We start from the raw sequence: 21503 nt of genomic DNA, 5'->3' as shown, positions 1-21503 counted from the left end.
GGGGAAACCATGAGGCGTTCCGGATGCTACGGATTGCACTGGTCGTTGGCAGCCACTTTCGCGGGCTAACTGTGTGCGGCATCACACTTGCGACGCACTGCGGGTGAACGTGGCGGCGGAGGTGACGGTGAACATGGCGACAAATTCAACGCCCTCGCCCGCCGCGAGCACGAATGGGGCTGCGCCGATATGATTTGGTCGCCCCGCCGACGGACCCCCGCGCTTGAACCACAACACCCCCGCAGCCACAGCCCACGCCCCTTCCCTCTGGGCGCCGCTCGCGCACCGGCCGTTTCGCGGCCTGTGGACCGCCGGCAGCCTGTTCTTCGTGGGCAACGCCATGCAGAACATGGCGGCCTCGTGGCTGATGATCGAGCTCACGGCCTCGTCCTTTCTCGCGGCGCTGGTGCAGACGGCCTCCTTCCTGCCGATGTTCCTGCTGTCGCTGCCCGCCGGCGTGCTGGCCGACACCACCGACCGCCGCAAGCTGATGCTGCGCATCCAGGGCGTGTACGCGCTGGCGGCGCTGGTGCTCACGGGGCTGGCGCTGGCCGGCTGGGTGGGGCCGGGCACGCTGCTGTTCTTCACCTTTCTCCTGGGCGTGTGCACCGCGCTGCAGTCGCCCTCGTGGAACTCGGCCGTCAGCGACACGGTGGAACGCACGCAGCTGCCCCTGGCCATCACGCTGGTGTCGATGGCCTTCAACGGCGCGCGCGCGGTGGGGCCGGCGCTGGCCGGGCTGGTGTTCGCGTTGACCGGCGCCAGCGCGGTGTTCGCGATGGCCGTGCTCTCGGCCATCGGCATGAGCTACGCCACGCACCGCTGGCCGCCGCGCCCGCCCCTGGCCACCAAGCTGCCGGCCGAACGGCTGTGGGGCGGCATGCTGAGCGCGCTGCGCTATGCGCGGCATTCGCCGGCCATCTTCGCGCAGCTGGTGCGCACCGCGGGCTTCAGCGGCCTGGGCTCGGCGCTGTGGGCGCTGCTGCCGGTCATCGCGTCGCAGCGGCTGGACCTGGGCGCCGCGGGCTACGGGTTGCTGATGGCCTGCCTGGGCACGGGCGCGGTGTCGGCCGGCTTCTTCGTCGGGCGCATCCGCTCGCGCTTCGGGCTCGACACGCTGGCGGCTTCCTGCTGCCTCATCTTCGCCAGCGCCATGCTGGTGGGCGCGCTGTCGACCTGGCGCCCGCTGGTATACCTGAGCTTCGTGCTCGGCGGCGCGGCGTGGATGACGATGATGTCGACCTTCAACGCCGCCACGCAGACCAGCGCCCCGCCATGGGTGCGGGCGCGCGCCGCCTCGCTGCACACGCTGTGTTCGCTGGGCGCCTTCGCGCTGGGCTCGGCGCTGTGGGGCGCGGTGGCCAGCCTGCTCGGCCTGCCCGCGGCGCTGTGCCTGTCGGCGGCGTTCATGGTGGCCAGCGTGGGGCTGGCGCGGCCGTACCCCTTGCGCATGGGCGCCGACGACGAGGTGACGCTGGCCGCGCACAGCGACGAGCTGCTGCTGGCGACCGAGCCCGAGTTTGAGGCCGGCCCCGTGGCGGTCGAGGTGGTCTATTGCATCCGCGAGGCCGATGCGCGCCGCTTCCTGGACACGGTGCAGCAGCTGGCCGTGCCGCGCCGGCGCGACGGCGCCACCTTCTGGCGCGTGTACCGCGACCTGGGCGACCCGAGCCGCTATGTGGAGCGCTTCATCGTCACCTCATGGGCCGACTACCTGCGCCAGCGCTCGCGCGCCACGGTGGCGAGCAACGAGCTGGAAGCGCATGTGCGCACCTTCCAGGAACCCGGCGTGGCCGTGGTCACGCGGCACTACCTGGCGGAACGCAGCCCCTGAACGACCACCACTGACGCGGTCGACCGGTTCAGTCGACCCAGCGGCTCGCCTCGCCGAGGGTGGCGCGCGTGGTGCGGAACCTGCTCGCGGGGTGCGCCGGGTCTTCGTAGCCGAAGGAGATGCCGCACACCACCTGGCGGTCTTCGGGAACATCGAACCAGCGGTGCAAGAATTTCGCGCGCGAAGCGACCGCGGCCTGCGCGATGCTCGCGACGCCCCGAGCCCGCGCGGCCAACATGAAGTTGCTGACGTAGGCGCCGCAGTCGAGCACGCCGTAGGTGCCCAGCACCGCCTCGGTGGTGACCAGCGCCATGTGCGGCGCGCCGAAGAAGCTGAAGTTCAGCTCCGCCTGCCGCGCCGAGGCCTCGCGGTCGCCATGGGCGATGCCCACGCTGTCGTACAGCTGGAAGCCGCATTCGCGGCGGCGCTCGCGGTACACGCCGCGGTACTCGGCGGGCGGCGCGATGTCGAAGGACGGGTCGGCCGATGCCTCGGGCGTGGCCATGGCCTGGCGCAGGCGCTCGGTGGCGGCCGCGCTGGTCACCGCAATCTGCCACGGCTGCGAGTTGCACCACGAGGCGGTGCGCTGCGCGGCCCGCAGGATGGCGTCGATCACCTCGCGCGGCACGGGCTCGGCAAGGTAGCCGCGGCAGCTGTAGCGGGCGTCGAGCACGGCGTCGAAAGCCGTGGCTTGCGACGCGTCAGCGTTGTCCTGGGTGTTGGCGTTCATGCGGTCTTCAGCAGGGGTTGCATGGGTTCGGCGAGCGTGCGCAGGAAGCCCTGCGCGGGTGCGATCCAGTCGATGGGCTGCTGCAGGCGGGCGATGTCCGCCTGCGCGGCGTTGCCGCTGAGCAGCGTGCGCTCTTCTTCGAGCAGGAAACAGCGCTCGCCTGCGACCTCAACCAGCTTCAATGAAAGGCCGCCGAGGTCGATCGCCTCGCTCGTGGCTTGCGCAGAAGCGGCCGGGCCGGTGGCCAGCGTCCAGCGGATTTCACCGGGCGCCGCGGCGCGCACGGCGGCCGATGCGGCAGCGTCGGCCGGCGGATCGATCAGCGCCCATTCGTTGCGCTCGCCGCCGCCCACCAGGTAGCTGTTGCGCCCGGCCTGCGCGCCGGTGGTCACGCGCACCACATGCGCAGACAGCCGCACCACCAGCCCGTCTTCGAGCGTGTGGTGCCCCTGGCCGTGCCCCTCGGGGTCGAGCCGGCCGATTTCCTCATAGGCCGCTTCCCACGGGTTGACCGGCTGGCGGCCGGTGGGACCGTTCGCCACGCGCGGCATGATCATCGGCACCGCGCGCAGCGCCTGCGCATGATCGATGCAGGCCTGCGCCGTGGCAAAGCACTGCAGCTGCTCGAGGATACGGCGCGTCACGTTCATGAGCTTCAGAGCGCGCCGCGCGCTCAGTGCCTCGGCGGGCGTGAGCCACAGGCATTCGACCGTCTCGCGCGTGTCGGCGCTGGGCGTCTGCGCCGGGGGCGCGAGCGCCACGAAAAAGCGCGTGTCGAAACGCCGCGGCATGCCGGGCGGCGTGAGCCAGTGGCTGAAGTAGCGCAGCCGGTCGACCGCCAGGCGCCAGCCCCGGTCGTGGCACATGTGCAGCAGCGCGTCGGAGCCCAGTTGGGCGGCATGGCGCATGGCGGCGCGCTCGTCGTGCGGCAGTGCATCGAGCCCCACCAGCCGGCCTGCGTCGTCGCAGGCGAACAGCAGCCCGGCCTCCTCGAAGCATTCGCGCACCGCGGCCACGTAGTAGTCGAGCCCGTTCGCGGGCACCGCCAGCCGCAGGCTCGCGGCCGCGTCGTCGAGGCCGCTGCAGGCCGCGTGCATGGCCGGGTCGTGCGCGTCGACCGTGCCGCCGGGGAACACGCTGGCGCCGCTGTTCTGGTCGGCCTCCTTCTCGGCGCGGCGCAGCATCAGCACCTCGAGCCCGGCCGCGCCGTCGCGCAGCACGATGAGCGAGGCGGCCGTGCGGATCGGCCTTGGACCTGATGCGCTGGGTGCGGCTGGTGCGGCGGGTGCGCCTTTTGCCGCGGGTGCCGCGGATGCGTTCGTGCCTGGGTTCATCGGGACATTCATCTGTGGTGGATCCGTTCAAAGGGTAGCGGGTCGCTTGCCGGGCGGCGTCCCGGGCGGGACACCCCGGGCCGGGCCTCGTTCTCCGCGCGCACCACGCACCGAACTCGGGGCGCGCGCGCCCGAAGGCGGCCAGCTCGGCCGAGGCAGCCTCCAGCCCTGCCGCGATGCGCTGCGCCATGTCTCCCAGGCGCGCCATCGTCTGGCCGGCCACCGAAATGGCGGGAATGTCGTTCCGGTAGGGCGCGTAGACCTTGGTCGTGACCATGTCGAACATGGGCGCAAGCCGCACGTCGGACAGCTCCGCGTAGACCAGCCCGAAGTTCTTCAGGTGCGAGTCGGTGTTGCCGGCCGCCATGGAGAACAGGTGCGCGGCAATAATTTTTGCCGACCTGAATTTATTGAATTCGATAAATATTTGCAGTCTTCTTCAGCCGCGAATCGCCATCCGTATCCGCCGGGAAAGAATCTTCCACCCGCCCGTCGTGCGCAGGAACCGGTCGTGGTACTCCACCACCGACGGCGGCCCCGACAGCTGCGCAACCCCCGCGGCGTCGCCCGTGCCCTGGAAGAACAGCACGTAGCAGACCCCGGTCGCCTGGTCTGGCGCATCGAAGCTCACGCGAATGTTCGAGCACACATGCCGCGTGTTGACGTCCTCCGGCCGCGCCGCCAGAAAGCGCGCGATCTCCTCGCGGCCGGCCGACACGGTGCCCATGCGGTCCAGCGCCGCGTCTTCGGTGAACAGGTCCAGCACCTGCGCGTAGCGCCGCGCGTCGAGGTGGTTGGCAAAGTCGACGCACAGGCGCGCGCACGCGGCCTCGTCTTCGAGCAGGGTTGCCGTCATTGCTCCGCCTGACATCCGTCAGCCCGCCATCGAGCCGCGCACATCGGCCACCGGCAGGTGCGTGGTGCGCAGCAGCAGCGCGGCCTCGCTCTCGCCGGCGTCCAGCCGGGCGCGCATCTCGTCAGGGTCGAACTCCACGCCGATGGGGTTGGCCTCGAAGTTCGGGCCGTACATGAAGGCGTTGGCCTCATCGTTGGAGGTATAGCTGTCGGTCTGGAACTCCATCTGGTTGCCGTCGGGGTCGGCGTAGTACATCGACACGGTGATGCCGTGGTGCACGCACCAGTAGGGCAGCACGCCCTTGGCCTTGAGCTCGGCGTGCTTGCCGAGCAGCTCGCGCAGCGAGCCGAAACCGTAGGCCACGTGGTCCACGCCCGGCTGGCCGCGCGGGGCGGCGGCGTCCGACGGGCCCTTGAGCAGCCCCAGGTTCAGCAGCGCCACGCGGTGGTGCTCGTCGTCGTAGGTGACGAAGGCGATCACCGGGTTCTGGTACTGCACCTTGCCGCAGAACACCGACAGGTACCACGCCAGCATCTGCTCGAAGCGGTAGGTGCGGTAGACGATGTGCGCGAACGTGGTGGGGCGGATGCCAGTGCCGGTGTCGGTGCCAGTGACGATGCTCATGGGGAAATACCTCTTTATCGATAAAAGTCGATTTTTTCGCCTGAATCTTCTTTTTATCGATAATATTTGCCGACCCCGCCGCGCTTGCTCGGTACAAACCCGCCCGAACCGCACATTGCCCATGAGCCTGAACCCGCCGCCGCCCACCGACGACCTGCAGGGCGCGACGCGCGCGAGCATGGTGTTCGAGCGATTGCGCGAAGACATCCTCGAAGGCCGGCTGGCGCCGGGCGAAAAGCTGCGCATCGAGGCGCTGGAAACCCGCTACGAGGTGGGCGCGAGCCCCATCCGCGAGGCGCTCAACCGGCTCATTTCGGTGCGGCTGGTCGAGCAGTTCGAGCGCCGCGGCTTCCGGGTGGCGGCGCTGTCGCGCGACGACCTGCTCGACCTGGTGCGCGCGCGCCGGCTGCTCAACGAGGTGGTGGTGCGCGAATCGCTGGTGCATGGCGACCAGGCCTGGGAAGACGAGCTGGTGCTCAGCTACCACCGCATGTGGCGCTGCCCGATGACGCTGGCCGAGGGCCAGACGAACCGCGAATGGGAGGTGCTGCACCGCCGCTTTCATGCGGCGCTGATCGCGGCGTGCCCGTCGAAATGGCTCACCGACTTTCATGAGCTGCTGTTCGATGCCTCCGACCGCTACCGCCGCCTGAACGTGCGCGAGCGCGACCTGGCGCACACGCGCACGGAGCACCGCGAGATCATGGAAGCCGCCGTGAGCCGCGACGCGCCGCTGGCCGTGCAGCGGCTGAACGACTCCATCGACACGCTGCTGTCGCACGCGGACAGCTTCGCGCCGCTCTCACCCCTGAACCCGGTCTCGCCCTGACGTCGCCTGGCGCCCCCGCCGCTCAGCCCCGCGCGTGCGCCGCGCGCCCCTCGGCCTCGGCCGAAGCCAGTTCCTGCGCGGTGAGCCGGTAGGCGGGGTTGTCGGTCAGCCGCTCGATCGCCAGGTCGATGAAGGCCCGGGCGCGCGCGGGCTGCGCGGCGCGGCTTCCGTAGTAGATGAACACGCCCGAGCGGTCGGCCACGTGCGCCGTGAGCAGCGGCACCAGCCGGCCCGCGCGGATGTGCGCCGCCGCGATCACGCTGGTCAGCGAGCCGATGGCCTGGCCCGCGAGCACCGCCTCGGTTTCCAGCGACTCGTCGTTCAGGCACAGCGCGGGCACGATCGGCTGCTCGACCACATCGTCGCCCACCTTCACGTACCAAGGCAGCAGCTTGCCCGTGGCCGGATGGCGAAAGGCGCTGCAGCGGTGCGAGGCCAGCGCTTCGAGGCTATGCGGCGCGCCGTGCCGCAGCAGGTACGAAGGCGCCGCGCACAGCACCAGCTGCAGCCCGAACAGCCGGCGCGCGATGACGCCGTCGGCCGGCGAAGGCCCCACGCGAAAGCCCACGTCGACGCGGTCTTCCACCCAGTTGCCGATGCGGTCGTCCAGCTGCACGTCGGGCTGCACCTCGGGGTAGCGGCTACAGAACTCGTCGAGCAGCGGCCCCAGCAGGGGCGCGAAGGTGGAGCGCGGGCCCACGATGCGCAGCGGCCCGGCAATGCCGTCGGTGGCGCGGCGCGCCATGTGCAGCGCGCGCTGCAGGCCCACCAGCGCCGGCTGCGCGGCCTCCAGAAACTGCCGCCCCTCGTCGGTGAGCGACAGGCTGCGCGTGGTGCGGTGGAACAGGCGCACGCCCAGGTGGTGCTCCAGCTGCGCCAGCGCCTGGCTGGCGGCCTGCGGCGTCATGCCCTGCGCGGCGGCCGCCTGCCGAAGGCTGCCGAGCTCGGCGGTCTTGGCGAAGGTGGCGATGGAACGCAGTTCATTGATGGGCATGCGGCCTCCAGTGTGACGGCCGATTATCAAGAGCAGCTTTCGAGTGCTTCAAGGGTATGGCGTCTATCTTTGCCTGGCGATGCCGGCCTACAGTGGCCGCAAGGCCCAAGGGCTACACACGGCAGTAAGGAGCGATACGCCAATGGACCCCCACGATGAACTGACCCTGTCCCTTTCCCGGCGCGAGCTGCTGCTGGCGGGCGCCGCAGGCGCTGCGGCCACCGCCGCCAGCAGCCAGGCCGCGAGCGCCGCGCAGTCGCCAGCAGCGGCTGCTACAACGGCTTCCGCGCCCATGAAGACCACGCTGCAGGTCAACGGCAAGGCCTACACCCTGTCGCTGGACACGCGCACCACGCTGCTCGACGCGCTGCGCGAGCACCTGCACCTCACCGGCACCAAGAAGGGCTGCGACCACGGCCAGTGCGGCGCCTGCACGGTGGTGCTCGACGGCCGCCGCATCAACTCGTGCCTCACGCTGGCCGTGATGCACGACGGCGCGAAGGTGACCACCATCGAGGGCCTGGGCACGCCGCGCGCGCTGCACCCGATGCAGGCCGCCTTCGTCAAGCACGACGGCTACCAGTGCGGCTACTGCACGCCGGGGCAGATCTGTTCGGCCGTGTCGGTGCTCGAAGAGATCCGCGAGGGCATTCCCAGCCACGCCAGCGCCGACCTCATGGCCCGGCCGCTGCTCACGGCCGAGGAACTGCGCGAGCGCATGAGCGGCAACATCTGTCGATGCGGGGCGTACAGCAACATCGTCGACGCCATCACCGAGGTGGCGACGGCCACGCCGACGCCGCCTTCCGCGGCAGGGAGGCAGGCATGAAATCGTTCACCTACGAGCGGGCGTCTTCGCCCGCGCACGCCGTGCTGCAGGCCACCAAGGTGCCGGGCGCGCGCTTCATCGCCGGCGGCACCAACCTGCTGGACCTGATGAAGCTGGAAATTGAAACGCCCGCCCACCTCATCGACGTGAACGGCCTGGGCTTCGACAAGATCGAACCGACGCCCGAAGGCGGCCTGCGCATCGGCGCGCTGGTGCGCAACACCGACCTGGCCGCCGACATGCGCGTGCGGCGCGACTACGGGCTGCTCTCGCGTGCGCTGCTGGCCGGCGCCTCGGGCCAGTTGCGCAACAAGGCGACCACCGCGGGCAACCTGCTGCAGCGCACGCGCTGCCCCTATTTCTACGACCCCCAGCAGGCCTGCAACAAGCGCCAGCCCGGCAGCGGCTGCGCGGCCATCGGCGGCTACACCCGCATGCATGCGGTGGTGGGCACCAGCGACGCCTGCATTGCCACGCACCCCAGCGACATGGCCGTGGCCATGCGCGCGCTCGATGCCACGGTGGAAACCGTGCGCGCCAACGGCGCGCGGCGCACCATTGCCATCGCCGACTTCCATCGCCTGCCCGGCAACACGCCGCAGGTGGAAACGGCGCTGGCGCCCGGCGAGCTGATCACCGCGGTGCGCCTGCCCGCGCCGGTGGGCGGCACGCACATCTACCAGAAGGTGCGCGACCGGGCCTCCTACGCTTTCGCGCTGGTGTCGGTCGGCGCCATCGTGCAGCGCGACGGCAGCGCGCGCGTGGCGGTGGGCGGCGTGGCGCACAGGCCGTGGCGCGTGGAAGCGGCCGAGGCCGAGATGCCGCGCGGCGCCAAGGCCGTGGCCGCCGCGCTGTTCGCCGGCGCCACGCCCACGCCGCAGAACGCCTTCAAGATCCCGCTGGTCGAGCGCACGCTGGACGCCGTGCTCATACAGGCCCGCCAGGCCGGGCAGGCCAACCCCACCAGCCCCACCAGCCCCACCAGCCCCACCAGCCCCACCAGGAGTTGAGCGATGAAGTTCGACACCCCCGCCACCACCAACCCCATCGACCAGCTGAAGATCGTCGGCCATCCGGTCGACCGCATCGACGGCCCGCTGAAAACGACCGGCACCGCGCCCTACGCCTACGAGCGCCACGACGTGGCAGCGAACCAGGCCTACGGCTACATCGTCGGCGCGGGCATCTCCAAGGGCCGCATTCTTTCGTTCGACCTGGGCCGTGCGCAGGCCGCGCCGGGTGTGCTGGCCATCGTCACGCACGAGAACGCCGGTAAGCTCGGCAAGGGCAAGCTCAACGCCGCAAAGCTGCTGGGCGGCCCCACGGTCGACCACTACCACCAGGCCGTGGCGCTCGTGGTGGCCGAGACCTTCGAGCAGGCACGCGCCGCCGCGCAGCTGGTGCAGGTGAACTACGCGCGCACCGACGGCGCCTTCGACCTCGCGCAGGCCAGGGAATCGACCGAGCGGCGCACCGCCAACCGCGACAACACCGTGGGCGACTTCGCCGGCGCCTTCGCCAAGGCCGAGGTGCGGCTGGACCAGACCTACACCACGCCCGACCACTCGCATTCGATGATGGAGCCGCACGCCACCATTGCCGCGTGGAACGGCGACCGGCTCAGCGTGTGGACGTCGAACCAGATGATCGACTGGACCACCGGCGACCTTGCCACCACGCTCGGCATGCCCAAGGACAAGGTGCACCTGATGTCGCCCTACATCGGCGGCGGCTTCGGCGGCAAGCTGTTCCTGCGCGCCGACACGCTGCTGGCCGCGCTGGGCGCGCGCGCCGCGCGCCGGCCGGTGAAGGTGGCCATGCAGCGCCCGCTGATCGCCAACAACACCACGCACCGGCCCGCCACCATCCAGCGCATTCGCATCGGCGCCACGGCGCAGGGAAAGATCACTGCCATCGGCCACGAGAGCTGGTCGGGCAACCTGCCCGACGGCAAGCCCGAGAACGCCGTGCAGCAGACGCGCCTGCTCTATGCCGGCGAGCACCGCCTGACCGGCACGCGGCTCGCGCACCTCGACCTGCCCGAAGGCAACGCCATGCGCGCGCCGGGCGAGGCGCCGGGGCTCATGGCGCTGGAAGTGGCCATGGACGAACTCGCGGAGCGCGTGGGGCTGGACCCCATCGCGCTGCGCGTGCTGAACGACACGCAGGTCGACCCGGCCAACGCGGCGCGGCCCTTCTCGCAGCGCCGGCTGGTCGAATGCATGCGCACCGGCGCCGAGCGCTTCGGCTGGAGCCAGCGCAGCGCGCGGCCCGGGCTGGTGCGCGACGGGCGCTGGCTGGTGGGCATGGGCATGGCGGCGGCGTTTCGCAACAACCAGGTCACGAAGTCGGGCGCGCGCGTGGCGCTCGACCGGCGCGGCGTGGTCACGGTGGAAACCGACATGACCGACATCGGCACGGGCAGCTACACCATCATTGCGCAGACCGCCGCCGAGATGATGGGCCTGCCGCTGGAGCGCGTGGTGGTGCGGCTGGGCGACTCGCAGTTTCCGGCCTCGTCCGGCTCGGGCGGCCAATGGGGCGCCAACTGCTCCACGGCCGGCGTGTACGCGGCCTGCATCAAGCTGCGCGAGGCCATCGCGCAGCGCGCCGGGCTGGACGCGGCGAGCGCGGAATTCTCGGACGGCATGGTGCGCGCGGGCGGGCGCAGCGTTCCCCTGGCAGGGCTGCCCGGGCTGGCCGGTGAGGAGCGCATCGTGGTCGAGGACGCCATCGAGTTCGGCGACCTCGACAAGCGCTACCAGCAGTCGACCTTCGGCGCGCACTTCGTCGAAGTGGGCGTGGACGCGTACACCGCCGAGATCCGCGTGCGGCGCATGCTGGCCGTGTGCGCCTCGGGGCGCATCCTGAACCCGAAGTCGGCGCGCAGCCAGGTGATCGGCGCGATGACCATGGGTGTGGGCGCCGCGCTGATGGAAGAGCTGGCGGTGGACGCGCGCCTGGGCTTCTTCGTGAACCACGACCTGGCCGGCTACGAAGTGCCGGTGCATGCCGACATTCCGCACCAGGAGGTGGTCTTCATGGACGAGACTGACCCCATCTCCTCGCCCATGAAGGCCAAGGGCGTGGGCGAGCTGGGCATCTGCGGCGTGGGCGCGGCGGTGGCCAACGCGATCTACAACGCCACGGGGGTGCGGGTACGCGACTACCCGGTCACGCTGGACAAGCTCATCACGCGGATGCCGGACGCGGCCTGAGCTGGCGGGTGGCGCCTTGGAGCGCTACCGCACAGACGCAGGGGCGAGCACCTGCCACAGTGGGCGGCGGCGCGGAGCGTGCAAAACACGCGCCCGCACGCCACACCCGCCCCCCCCAGAAAGATGCCCACCATGCCCGACGCCCCCTACTTTCACGACGCTTCCGGCACGGTCCGCTTCTGGGTGCCGGTCGACGACGGCAACGCGGTGAGCGCGAGCATCGGCAGGGAGGCGCTGCGCTACCACTTCCGCACCGCGGAAGGCGCCGATTCGCTGGCCACCTTCGGCCTGCACGTGCAGGAGATCGAGGCCGCCGTGCGGCGCCGGCTGGCGCAGGGCGCGGCCGAGCCGGTGATGCTGCGCGAGCACGACATGCGCGGCGCGGCGGGCTGAGCCAGCCCTGCGCACAGGCTGGCTTGGCTAGCCTTGGCCGATCAGGTCCGAATAGCTGCGCCGGTTGGCCCGGTAGCAGTCGCAGGCCGCGTTCTCCAGCCCCTGGCGGTCGGTGATGGTGATGACGCCGCGGCGGTAGTCGATGAGGCTGCGCGTGTGCAGCGCCATCGCCGCGTGGGTGATGCCGACCCGGCGCACGCCCAGCATGCGGCCCAGTGCCTCGTGCGTGAGCGCCAGTTGCGCCGAATGCGCGCAGTCTTGCGTGGTGAGCAGCCAGCGCGCCAGGCGCTGCTCGATCTGGTGAAAGCGATGGCACAGGCCCGAGCGCGCGAACTCGGCAAGCAGCACGCACACGTAGCGGTGCAGCACGCGCCGCAGCGGCGCGCTGTCCGCCAGCTCCTGTTCGAACGACTGCGCCGACACCCGCCACGCCAGGCCCGCGCCCTGCACCAGCGTGCGCAGCGGCGCGTGCTGCGCGTTCAGCGACAGCTCGTAGCCCAGCGCCCCTTCGTTGCCCACCATGCCGGCCTGCAGGCCGTCGTGCCCGTCCGCCGTGGACACCAGCGACACGAAGGCGGTGGTCGGGAAGTGAACGTGCGCGATGACGTCGCCGGGCTCGTACAGCACCTGCGCGGCCGCGAGCGGCACCCGTTCGCAGCGCGCGAGCAGGCGCGCGCGGTCTTCGGGGGGCAGGGCCTCGAGCAGGTGGTTGGGCACGGGGGCGGCCTGCTGCGAGGCAGGGAGAGATCGCGAAGCCGAAGGTGAAGGCGGGGGCGGGGGCGATGCCATGGCGGAAAACGGCCTTCCAGAGTTGGCCCGATTCTGCGGTGCATCGCGCGCGCCGGGGTGCCGGTGCGCCAACACCCTCTTGCGGCTCTCTCGCAAGCTCTGACGGCGCTTCGGGCGGGCGCTGCACCCGTTCACGCAGTGGGCACGGTGCCACCGTCGATCACGTACTCCGTGCCCGTGATGCCCCCTGCCCGCGCCGACACCAGGAAGCCGACCAGATCAGCCACCTCGCGCGGCAGCGCCGGGCGCCCCAGCGGAATGCCGCCCAGCGAGTCCATCAGCAGCCGCTGCGCGCCGTCGTGGTCGGTGCCCTTGGCCTGGGCCAGCCGGTCGACCAGCGCCACCGCCGCCTGCGTTTCCACCCAGCCCGGCGACACGCGCACCACGCGCACGCCCCGGGGGCTCACTTCCTTCGACAGGCTCTTGCTGTAGGTCGACAGCGCCGCCTTGGCCGCGGCGTAGGCCGTGGTCGCGTCGGGCAGCGGCAGTTGCCGCTGGATGGAGGTGATGTGCACGACCACGCCGCAGCCCTGGGCCAGCATGCCCGGCAACAGGGCGCGGTCGAGGCGCACCGCCGGGTACAGATTCAGGTCGAACGCCCGCTGCCACTCGCCGTCGTCCAGCACCGCGAAGCCGCCGGACGGCGCGGACGAGCCGCCCGCCACGTGCACCACGATGTCGACGCCGCCGAGCGTGTCTTGCACGGCCTGCGCCACCGCCGCGCAGCCGGCGGGGGTGGCGATGTCGGCGGCAACGAAGGCGGCACCGAAGGCGGCAGCGAAGGCGGTGTGGGTGGGTCGGTCGGGCATGTCCGCGTGCTCGGGGCGGTGGCGCGCCGTGGCCAGCACCGTGGCGCCCGCGGCGGCCAGCTGCGCGACCACGGCCTCGCCGATGCCCTTGGTGCCGCCCGTCACCAGCGCGCGCCGGCCTTCGAGCTCGACGGGGCTGCGGATCTCCAGCGAGGCGATGAGCCCCTGCCTGAGCGTGAAGACGTGCATCAGGTCGGCCTGCCTGCCCGGGAAATTGCCTTCGACATGGGCGAGCAGGCGGTAGGTGTCGGCGCCGTCGTGCAGCAGCCCCAGCGGCGTGAGGCGGTACTGGTACCGAGCCTCGGCCGCGGTGCGCCACGCCTTGATGGCCTGCCGGCCGACGTGCGTGCGGCCTTCGTCCGTCACGCTGGCGTCCTCGTGGAAAGAAGCCGCCAGCAGGTCGGTGTCGTGGCGCACGTGCGAGGCGAGGTAGCGCGCGATGGCGTCGGGATGGGTGTGCGGGATGGTCTTGGTCATGGTCGGGTTCATGGTCGTTGTCGTGTCGTTGTCGGGCCCGCGGAACTTCGGGAATCGGGCGCTCTGGTTGCAATGCGTCCATGCTCGACATAGGCTCGTTCCATGACAAGTACGCACCAGGAAGTTAGTGCCCCGCCGGCACCTCCGGCACCGCCGGCCCCGGCGGTCCCACCCCGCAAGACCTACACCCCGCTGAGCGCCGCCATCGACGTGGAGGCCTGCCTCGGCCTGCTGGAGGGGCGCTGGAAGCTGGTCATCCTGTTCCACCTGTTCGACGGCCAGGTGCAGCGCTTTTCCGACCTGGAGAAGCGCGTGGACGGCATCTCGCAGAAGATGCTCGCCCAGCAGCTGCGCCAGCTGGAGGCCGACGGCATCGTGCTGCGCACCGTCCACTCGCAGGTGCCGCCCCGGGTCGACTACCGCATGACGGCCTGGGGCCAGGCCCTGTGTCCCGCGCTGGACGCGATGCTGAAGTGGGCCGAGCTCAGGGAGCAGTGCGCCGGCGCCTGAACACCGCCCGGCGAAAAAAAGCCCCCCGGCGCCCACCCGAAACCGGTGGCTTCCAGCAAAATCCCGGGCTTCGAGAAAACTACCTCCCGACACCGGAGAGCGCGATGACCCTGGACGACCTGTTTGCCGACAGCCACCTGCTCCCCACGGTGCCCAAGGTGGTGTTCGATCTCATCGAGATCCTGCGCGACGAAGACGCCGCCGTCGGCGTGGTGGCCCGCAGGCTCGAGCTCGACCAGGTGCTCACCGCCAGGGTGCTCCGCCAGGCCAACTCCCCCTACTTCGGCGTGCGCCGCAAGATCTCGTCCATCCAGGACGCGATCCAGCTGCTGGGCTTCTCGTCGATCCGCTCGCTGGTGGTGAGCTCGGGCCTCACGGGCACCTTCCAGAAGGTCGAGGGCGTGCATCTGCCGACCTTCTGGGCCCACAGCCTGCGCGTGGCTTCGGTGGCCCGCTACCTGGCGGGCAAGACCCGGCGCGTGGACCAGAGCCTGGCCTTCACCGTGGGCAGCATGCACGCCATCGGCCACCTCATCATGGCCGGCGCCATGAAGGAGCAGATGGCGGCGCTCAACGCCGCCCACCCCTTCGACACCATGGGCCGCCTCGAGGTGGAAAAGCGCCAGCTCGGCTACCACTACGGCGATGTCGGCGCGCGCCTGGCCGCCCGCTGGAAGTTCGCGCCGGAGTTCGCGAGCGCCCTCTCCGGCTTTGCCGACCCCATGGCACAGCCGCAGCAAGACCCGCTGGCCAATGTGCTGCACCTGGCCGTGTGGCGCGTGGCGCTGGAGCAGGAAGGCCTCGTGATCGGCGACGCGCGGCACGTGTGGCCGGCGCTTTCGGCGGACGCCATCGGCCTGTCGGAAGAAGTGGTGCAGGACATGCCGGCGCCGCGCGAGCTGGCGTTCGACCTCGAGCTGATGATTTCCTGAGCCGCCCCGGCAGTACAAGCAAAAGCAAAAGCAAAAGCAAAGGCAACGGCAGCAGCACATGGCGCAAGGCAAGCGGGTTTCCGCCGACATCAGCGAAGACGCCCTGCGGGCGATCAAGGACATGGGCGCCGCGGCCAAGCAGGGTCGCCTGGCCGCCGGCGAAGGCCAGGCCGCGGCGGCGGCACGGCTGGGCGTGCACGTGCAGACGATCGCGCGCATCGAGTCGGGCGAACCGGGCGTCGCCATCGGGCATGTGCTGGGCATGCTGGTGCTGTACGGCATCGAGACCCAGCTGCGGCAGCCGGGCGCCTGACGCGCGCAAGCCGCCGAGCTACTTGCTCAGCGAAATCAGCGTCCACACGATCGCCACCAGCTGCGCGATGTTGATCAGGATGGCCGTCACGTGCGTCCTGCGGAAGCCCGGAATCGCGTCCATGTAGTTCGCCTGGATCTGCGAGCCCAGCGCGTCCATCTTGGGAATCACCTTCTTGCGCAGCAGCACCGCGACCACCGCGAGCCCCGCCGCACCCGCCGCGATGCCCAGCCGCCCCGCGCACGCGAAGCTGACCGCCGTGGCCGCCGCGGTGATGAAGGCCGCGTTGTAGTACAGGTTGAAGAAGCCGCGCACGAAGCGCGCGTCGAGCGGCGTGTCGTGCTTGAGCACCAGCAACGGCAGCGAGCCCATGATGAAGTAGGCCGTCGTCACGAGCAGTGCCACCGTGAAGAACAGCGCGGCGAACATGGCGGCAGACATTCCGGTGTTCCTCCAGGTGGTGGGAATCGGGGCGGTACGAACGGTATGAGCGGTACGGGCGGACCGAAAGGCTTCGGGATATTGCCCGGTTTCATGCGCCTGCGCATCCGGGGTTGGCCTCTTGAAGGCCGTGCCGGCCGCAGGGGCGGCGGGCAACGAAAATGCCATCGCAACGGCCTGGCTGCCCAATGGCCGCCAGCACCCGCGCGCACGCCGATCTCCGCCGGCCGCCTCCGCAGCACTTCAACAACCCTCTCTCGATGACCCTCACCGTACGCAGCGCCGCCAGTGGCGACGAGCCGGCACTGCGCGAACTGTTCCTGCGCTCGCGCCGCGACACCTTCGCCTGGCAACCCGCTGACAGTTTCCAGCTGGCAGATTTCGACGCGCAGACGCAGGGCGAGCGCCTGTGGGTGGCGCAGGACGGCGCGCAGACTGCCGGCCTCATCTCGCTCTGGGAGCCGGAAAACTTCATCCACCACATGTACGTCGACCGCCGGTGGCATCGCCGCGGCGTCGGCCGCGCCTTGCTGGCCGCGCTGCCAGGTTGGCCGGACACGCGCTTCACCCTGAAGTGCCTGCGGCGCAACGAGGCGGCGCTGGCGTTCTACGGCGCCTGCGGGTTCACCGAGGTGGGCGCGGGCACGTCGCAGGGCGGTGCTTATCTGCTGATGGCGTCGGGTAGAGAGTCAGGCGAAAAAGACGATTCGACGCCCCGAGCTTGACGCGCTCGTCGACGACATGCCCCTCTCTCCATACGCGACTTGCATGAACTCCCGTACGCCGCAGCGGCTCAGCCGTCCAGGCTGTACGGGTAGCGCTGCGGCAAGCCCTCCGACAGCCGGTTCATTTCCCGACTGATTTCGTCAACGTTCGCGGGCCCCGAACCACCGTGGTCCGTCAGCTCCACCTGCGCCATCAGGTCTGCCAGCTGCAGCCATTGATCGAAGTCGATGCCCATCTCGGCGGGCAGCGCATCGGTCCCCCGGTCGTGGTCCAGAAAGGCCACCTGCGACCCGTGTTCCGTTCGCCGAAGCAGCCAGGCGTCGCCCGTGCCGGAGGTGCCGAAGACCCACCACGCCGTGCCCAGCGCGATCAGCGGATGGTCCCTGCCGGCGGTTTCGCGCAGCAGCTGCGCCAGGTCCAGCAGCACGAAGTCGCCGGCAATTTCCTGCCCGCCGATGTCGTCGAGCCGCGAGAGAAAGCCGGCCGGCAGCCCCGCCGCCAGCGCCTCGCGCGCGCTGCCTGAAACGGACGCCGGCGCCCGACGGCGCGCGCCCAGTTCCGCCACGATCTGCCCCACGGGGCGCAATGCCAGCATGCTCCGAAGCCCTCCAACAACTGTCGATGGCCGCCCACGGCCATCCCAAGATGGCCCCGATGATGCCGCCATCCGCAGCCCGCCCGCGGGCCAAGCGCAAATCCTGAAGTCGCGCTATGGTTCGCTGCCACCCCACGGCGAACCCACAAAAAAAGGCAGGCCCATGATCGACCTCCAAATCAACGGTCAATCCGTTGCCGTCAACGCCCCCGACGACATGCCCCTGCTCTGGGCACTGCGCGACATCGTCGGGCTCACAGGAACCAAGTTCGGCTGCGGCATCGCGCAGTGCGGCGCCTGCACCGTGCACCTCGACGGCCAGCCCGTGCGCTCGTGCGTGCTGCCGGTCGGCAGCATCGGCAAGCGCGCCATCACCACCATCGAGGCGGTGTCGCAGACGCCGGCGGGCCAGAGCATCCAGAAGGCCTGGCTCGACGTCGACGTGGTGCAGTGCGGCTACTGCCAGTCGGGCCAGATCATGTCCGCGGCCGCGCTGATACAGCGCACGCCCAACCCCAGCGACGCCGACATCGACATGGCCATGTCGGGCAACGTCTGTCGATGCTGTACCTACTCGCGCATCCGGGCGGCCATCAAGCAGGCGGCCACGGGCAAGCCCGAGGTGCTGCAGTCGGTGGTCTCGATGCCGGCAAGGAGCGCATCGTGAAGGCCGCCGCACGAACGGCAAACCTCAGGGGCACCGCAGGCATCAGCCGCCGCGTCGCCCTGCAGGCCGGCGGCCTCGCGCTGGCCTTCACCTGGGTCGGCGGCAGCAAGGCCTTCGCGGCGATCAGCGCGCGCCAGCAGCCCGCCGACGCGGCCGCCGCTCAGGCCGACGGCAACCCGGCCTTCGCGCCCAATGCCTTCATCCGCATCGACGCCGACGGCGGCGTGCGGCTGGTGATGCCCATGGTCGAAATGGGCCAGGCCATCTACACCGGCTCGGCGATGCTGCTGGCCGAAGAGCTGGGGGTGGAGCTCGACCAGGTGCGCGTGGAGCACTCGCCGCCCAACGAGGCGCTGTACGGCATGCCGCTGCTCGGCGGCCAGATCACCGGTGGCTCGACCAGCACGCGCGGCACCTACGCCGTGCTGCGCGAGGCGGGCGCCGTGGCGCGCACGCTGCTGGTGTCGGCGGCCGCCGCGCAGTGGAAGGTCGATGCGTCTGAATGCACGGTGGCGCGCGGCGTGGTGAGCCATGCGGCCTCCAGCCGGCAACTGGGCTTCGGCGCGCTGGCCGGCGCGGCCGCCAGGTTGGCGATGCCCGAGAAGGTGGCGCTGAAGGAGCCGAAGGATTTCAAGCTCATCGGCCAGCCGCTGCGCCGCGTGGACTCCGCCGACAAGGTCAACGGCAAGACGCAGTTCGGCCTCGACGTGCGCGTGCCGGGCATGAAGGTGGCCACGGTCAAGGCCAGCCCCACGCTGGGCGGCGTGCTGGCCTCGGTGGACGACAAGGCGGCGCGCGCGATTCCCGGCGTGGTCGACGTCATTCGCATAAAAGACGCGGTGGCGGTGGTGGGCGAGCATTTCTGGGCCGCCAAGCGCGGGCTCGATGCGCTGAAGATCACCTGGACGCCCGGGCAGAACGCGGCGCTCACCACGCAGCAGCTGCGGTCGGCGCTGGCCGACGCGCTGGCCAAGGGCAAAGCCATCGTCGGCAAAGAAACCGGCAAGCGCCCCGAGGGCACGCTGGTGCAGGCGACCTACGACCTGCCGATGCTGGCCCACGCGACGATGGAGCCGCTGAACACCACGGTGCACGTGCGCCCCGACCAGTGCGAGATCTGGGTGGGCACGCAGGTGCCGGCGCGCTGCGTGAGCGTGGCGGCCAAGATCACAGGGCTGGCCGAAGACAAGGTGGTGGTGCACAACCAGTACCTGGGCGGCGGCTTCGGCCGGCGGCTGGAAACCGACTCGGTCGAGCAGGCGGTGGCCTTCGCCAAGCAGGTGCCCTATCCGCTGAAGGTGGTGTGGACGCGCGAGGAAGACATTCGCCACGACATCGTGCGCCCGATGTACCACGACGACATCTCGGCGGTGGTCGATGCCGAAGGCCAGATCCTCTGGTTCGGCGACCGCATCGCGGGCGGCACGGTGCTGGGCCGCTGGGCACCGGCCTTCATGGGCAAGGACGGCATGGACGGCGACCTGATCGAGTGCGTGGCCGAGCCCTGCTACGACCTGCCGAACCTGAAGGTCGAATGGGTGCGCCACGACATGCCGGCGGGGCTGAACGTGGGCTGGTGGCGCGGCGTGGGGCCCACGCACAACCTGTTCGTGATGGAGAGCTTCATCGACGAACTGGCGCACCGCGCAAAGAAAGACCCGGTGGCCTACCGGCGCGCGCTGCTGAAGAAAAACCCGCGCACGCTGGCGGTGCTCGACCTGGCGGCTGAAAAAATCGGCTGGGGCAAAGGCGCGCTGCCCGCGCGGGTCGGCAGAGGCGTGGCGGTGGGCGACCCCTTCGGCAGCCGCGTGTGCGCCATGGTCGAGGTGGAGGTGTCGCCGCAGGGCGAGGTGCGCCTGCGGCGCGCGGTGGTCACGCTGGACTGCGGCATCGCGGTGAACGCGAGCTCCATCGAGGCGCAGATCCAGGGCGGCCTGCTGTTCGGCCTGAGCGCGGCGCTGTTCAGCGAAATCACGCTGCAGGGCGGCGCCATCGAGCAGAGCAACTTCCACGACTACCGCATGCTGCGCATCAACGAGTCCCCACCGATCGAGGTGCACACGGTGAAAAGCGGCGAGGCCCCCGGCGGGCTCGGCGAGGTGGGCACGGCCATTGCCGCGCCGGCGCTGGCCAACGCGATCTTCGCGGCCACGGGCGTGCGGCTGCGCGCGCTGCCGGTGAACCGCGCGCTGCTCGCGCAGGACAAGGACGCGATGAAGAAGAAGATCGCCGATGCGGCACCCCCGCCGCATCCAACGCCTTCGCAGGGCGAAAGGAGCGCGGCATGAAGCGATTCATCCAGGTGCTGGCGGTGCTCTTCGTGGTGGGCGCCGGGCTGTACTTCTTCCTGAACCGCACCGACAGTTCCGAAGGCGAGGCGCCGGTGCTGGCCGGCGCGGCGCCCGACGCCGCGTTGCTGGTGCGCGGCGAATACCTGACCAAGGCCGCGGACTGCATCGCGTGTCACACGGTGGCCGGCAAGGGCCAGCCCTTCGCGGGCGGCGTGCCTTTCGTGCTGCCCTTCGGCACGATCTATTCGTCGAACATCACCGCGGACCCGGCGACGGGCATCGGCGGCTGGAGCGACGACCAGTTCGTGCGCGCGGTGCACGACGGCGTGCGCGCCGACGGGCAGCGGCTGTACCCGGCGTTTCCGTACACCTCGTACACCGCGCTCAGCCGCAAGGACGTGCTCGCCATCAAGGCCTACCTGTTCAGCCTGCCCCAGGTGAACCAGCCGAACAGGCAGGCCGACCTGGGCTTTCCGTTCAACCAGCGCTGGGCCATGGGTTTCTGGAACGCGGCCTTCTTCAAGAGCAGCCGCTTCGAGCCCGACCCGGCCCAGCCCCCGGCATGGAACCAGGGCAAGTACCTGGCCACGGCGCTGGGCCACTGCGCCGAATGCCACACGCCGCGCAACGTGGCCTTCGCGATGGAAACGCGCAACAACCTGGCGGGCGAATCCATCCAGGGCTGGCGGGCCTACAACATCACCTCCGACGCGAAGAACGGCATCGGCGCCTGGAGCGACGCGGAGATTGCCGCCTACCTCACCACCGGCCATGCCGACGGCCGTGGCTCGGCCTCGGGCCCGATGGGCGAGGCGGTGGAGCACAGCCTGCAGCACCTGAAGCCCGAGGACACCGCGGCGCTGGTGAGCTACCTGCGCACGGTGCCCGCCAAGACGGGCAAGGACCCGATCGAGATCGACGCCAAGGCGCCGTGGGCCGTGGCGGCCAGCGCCGCGGCGCCCGCGGCCAACACGGCCGAGGGCCACGAGCAGGGCCTGCGGCTGTTCGCGGCGGCCTGCGCCAGCTGCCACCAGTGGAACGGGCAAGGGCAGCAGACCAACTTCGCGTCGCTGCTGGGCACGCGCGGCGTGAACGACCCCGAGGGCTCCAACGTCACGCAGATGATCTTGCAGGGCGTGAACATGCGCGTGCGCGACAACGAGGTCTACATGCCGGCGTTCGGCAAGGCGTACACCGACACCGAGGTGGCCGCGCTCGCCAACTACGTGATCGCGCAGTTCGGCAACAAGCAGGGCACGGTCACGCCGGAGTTCGTGGCGAAGCAGCGCACGAAATAAAAGAACCGACACAA

Annotated in this window: 22 protein-coding genes and 2 pseudogenes; 13 read left to right on the top strand and 11 right to left on the bottom strand. The window is 70.5% G+C overall.

The genetic code is table 11. From position 1 onward, the window contains the following. Positions 1–223: 223 nt before the first annotated feature. A complete protein-coding gene (locus QTI51_RS13800) occupies positions 224–1834 on the top strand; it encodes an MFS transporter (protein ID WP_286514300.1) in 1611 nt (536 codons plus the stop codon). Positions 1835–1862: 28 nt separating this feature from the next. On the opposite strand, the gene QTI51_RS13795 is transcribed toward QTI51_RS13800, so the two are convergent. The 5 genes and pseudogenes from QTI51_RS13795 to QTI51_RS13775 form a co-directional block, all read right to left on the bottom strand. Further along, positions 1863–2564, bottom strand: coding sequence for a nitroreductase (locus QTI51_RS13795; protein ID WP_286514298.1), 702 nt, complete (start codon positions 2562–2564; stop codon positions 1863–1865). After that, the gene (locus QTI51_RS13790; RefSeq protein WP_286514296.1) at positions 2561–3898 is read right to left on the bottom strand and encodes an NUDIX hydrolase; all 1338 of its coding nucleotides are present in this window, start codon (positions 3896–3898) and stop codon (positions 2561–2563) included. Before QTI51_RS13790 ends, QTI51_RS13795 begins: the two co-directional genes overlap by 4 nt. Positions 3899–4070: 172 nt before the next feature. After that, positions 4071–4286, bottom strand: a pseudogene (locus tag QTI51_RS13785) (HipA domain-containing protein); the annotation flags it as partial. Positions 4287–4337: 51 nt separating this feature from the next. Continuing rightward, positions 4338–4754, bottom strand: coding sequence for a nuclear transport factor 2 family protein (locus QTI51_RS13780; protein WP_286514294.1), 417 nt, complete (start codon positions 4752–4754; stop codon positions 4338–4340). Between the two features lie 18 nt (positions 4755–4772). Beyond that, positions 4773–5378, bottom strand: coding sequence for a VOC family protein (locus QTI51_RS13775; protein WP_116909915.1), 606 nt, complete (start codon positions 5376–5378; stop codon positions 4773–4775). Between the two features lie 121 nt (positions 5379–5499). Between QTI51_RS13775 and QTI51_RS13770 the strand changes: the two genes are divergently transcribed. Then, positions 5500–6207 (top strand): GntR family transcriptional regulator, encoded by a 708-nt coding sequence (locus QTI51_RS13770; RefSeq protein ID WP_286514291.1) that lies wholly within the window; start codon positions 5500–5502, stop codon positions 6205–6207. 22 nt (positions 6208–6229) lie between these two features. Here the strand turns inward: QTI51_RS13770 and QTI51_RS13765 are convergent, their stop codons facing one another. Beyond that, positions 6230–7201 (bottom strand): LysR family transcriptional regulator, encoded by a 972-nt coding sequence (locus tag QTI51_RS13765; RefSeq protein WP_286514289.1) that lies wholly within the window; start codon positions 7199–7201, stop codon positions 6230–6232. A 142-nt stretch (positions 7202–7343) separates the two neighbouring features. Between QTI51_RS13765 and paoA the strand changes: the two genes are divergently transcribed. The 4 genes from paoA (at position 7344) to QTI51_RS13745 (ending at position 11641) form a co-directional block, all read left to right on the top strand. Beyond that, positions 7344–8030, top strand: coding sequence for an aldehyde dehydrogenase iron-sulfur subunit PaoA (paoA, locus tag QTI51_RS13760; RefSeq protein WP_286514287.1), 687 nt, complete (start codon positions 7344–7346; stop codon positions 8028–8030). Next, on the top strand, positions 8027–9040 hold the full coding sequence (locus QTI51_RS13755) for an FAD binding domain-containing protein (protein WP_286514285.1): 1014 nt from the start codon (positions 8027–8029) through the stop codon (positions 9038–9040). Before paoA ends, QTI51_RS13755 begins: the two co-directional genes overlap by 4 nt. A gap of 3 nt (positions 9041–9043) precedes the next feature. Then, positions 9044–11248 (top strand): aldehyde oxidoreductase molybdenum-binding subunit PaoC, encoded by a 2205-nt coding sequence (gene paoC, locus QTI51_RS13750; RefSeq protein WP_286514284.1) that lies wholly within the window; start codon positions 9044–9046, stop codon positions 11246–11248. A 132-nt stretch (positions 11249–11380) separates the two neighbouring features. Further along, positions 11381–11641, top strand: coding sequence for a DUF1488 family protein (locus QTI51_RS13745; RefSeq protein WP_116910115.1), 261 nt, complete (start codon positions 11381–11383; stop codon positions 11639–11641). Positions 11642–11668: 27 nt separating this feature from the next. On the opposite strand, the gene QTI51_RS13740 is transcribed toward QTI51_RS13745, so the two are convergent. The 3 genes and pseudogenes from QTI51_RS13740 to QTI51_RS13730 form a co-directional block, all read right to left on the bottom strand. Further along, positions 11669–12358: a Crp/Fnr family transcriptional regulator gene (locus QTI51_RS13740; protein WP_286514280.1), complete on the bottom strand. Its 690-nt coding sequence runs from the start codon at positions 12356–12358 to the stop codon at positions 11669–11671. A gap of 203 nt (positions 12359–12561) precedes the next feature. Further along, positions 12562–13383, bottom strand: coding sequence for an SDR family oxidoreductase (locus QTI51_RS13735; RefSeq protein ID WP_286515710.1), 822 nt, complete (start codon positions 13381–13383; stop codon positions 12562–12564). An 18-nt stretch (positions 13384–13401) separates the two neighbouring features. Next, positions 13402–13716 (bottom strand): annotated as a pseudogene (locus QTI51_RS13730) (nuclear transport factor 2 family protein); the annotation flags it as partial. Between the two features lie 102 nt (positions 13717–13818). Between QTI51_RS13730 and QTI51_RS13725 the strand changes: the two are divergent. The 3 genes from QTI51_RS13725 (at position 13819) to QTI51_RS13715 (ending at position 15471) form a co-directional block, all read left to right on the top strand. Continuing rightward, positions 13819–14226: a winged helix-turn-helix transcriptional regulator gene (locus QTI51_RS13725; RefSeq protein ID WP_286514278.1), complete on the top strand. Its 408-nt coding sequence runs from the start codon at positions 13819–13821 to the stop codon at positions 14224–14226. A gap of 104 nt (positions 14227–14330) precedes the next feature. Continuing rightward, positions 14331–15158, top strand: a complete 828-nt coding sequence (locus tag QTI51_RS13720) for an HDOD domain-containing protein (protein WP_286514275.1) — start codon at positions 14331–14333, stop codon at positions 15156–15158. A 58-nt stretch (positions 15159–15216) separates the two neighbouring features. Next, on the top strand, positions 15217–15471 hold the full coding sequence (locus QTI51_RS13715; protein ID WP_286514273.1) for a helix-turn-helix domain-containing protein: 255 nt from the start codon (positions 15217–15219) through the stop codon (positions 15469–15471). 18 nt (positions 15472–15489) lie between these two features. Here QTI51_RS13715 and QTI51_RS13710 read toward each other — a convergent pair whose 3' ends face one another. Continuing rightward, complete coding sequence (locus QTI51_RS13710; RefSeq protein WP_116909924.1) at positions 15490–15912, bottom strand: hypothetical protein; 423 nt, start codon at positions 15910–15912, stop codon at positions 15490–15492. A 260-nt stretch (positions 15913–16172) separates the two neighbouring features. On the opposite strand from QTI51_RS13710, the gene QTI51_RS13705 reads away from it, so the two are divergent. Further along, positions 16173–16637, top strand: a complete 465-nt coding sequence (locus QTI51_RS13705; protein ID WP_286515708.1) for a GNAT family N-acetyltransferase — start codon at positions 16173–16175, stop codon at positions 16635–16637. A gap of 68 nt (positions 16638–16705) precedes the next feature. Here the strand turns inward: QTI51_RS13705 and QTI51_RS13700 are convergent, their stop codons facing one another. Then, on the bottom strand, positions 16706–17233 hold the full coding sequence (locus QTI51_RS13700) for a hypothetical protein (protein ID WP_286514268.1): 528 nt from the start codon (positions 17231–17233) through the stop codon (positions 16706–16708). A 163-nt stretch (positions 17234–17396) separates the two neighbouring features. On the opposite strand from QTI51_RS13700, the gene QTI51_RS13695 reads away from it, so the two are divergent. Genes QTI51_RS13695 through QTI51_RS13685 form a run of 3 tightly spaced genes read left to right on the top strand, consistent with a single transcriptional unit; the run spans position 17397 to position 21489 of the window. Continuing rightward, positions 17397–17900, top strand: coding sequence for a (2Fe-2S)-binding protein (locus QTI51_RS13695; RefSeq protein ID WP_116909927.1), 504 nt, complete (start codon positions 17397–17399; stop codon positions 17898–17900). After that, entirely contained in the window at positions 17897–20188 is a 2292-nt protein-coding gene (locus QTI51_RS13690; protein ID WP_286514265.1) for a xanthine dehydrogenase family protein molybdopterin-binding subunit, read from the top strand. Before QTI51_RS13695 ends, QTI51_RS13690 begins: the two co-directional genes overlap by 4 nt. Beyond that, positions 20185–21489: a c-type cytochrome gene (locus QTI51_RS13685; protein ID WP_286514263.1), complete on the top strand. Its 1305-nt coding sequence runs from the start codon at positions 20185–20187 to the stop codon at positions 21487–21489. The genes QTI51_RS13690 and QTI51_RS13685 overlap by 4 nt, the downstream gene beginning before the upstream one ends. Positions 21490–21503 lie beyond the last annotated feature (14 nt).

The sequence above is a fragment of the Variovorax sp. J22G73 genome (assembly GCF_030317035.1).
GTDB lineage: Bacteria > Pseudomonadota > Gammaproteobacteria > Burkholderiales > Burkholderiaceae_C > Variovorax.
The sequence above is the reverse complement of the archived record's forward strand: the minus strand, read 5'-3'. Positions and strand labels throughout refer to the sequence as shown.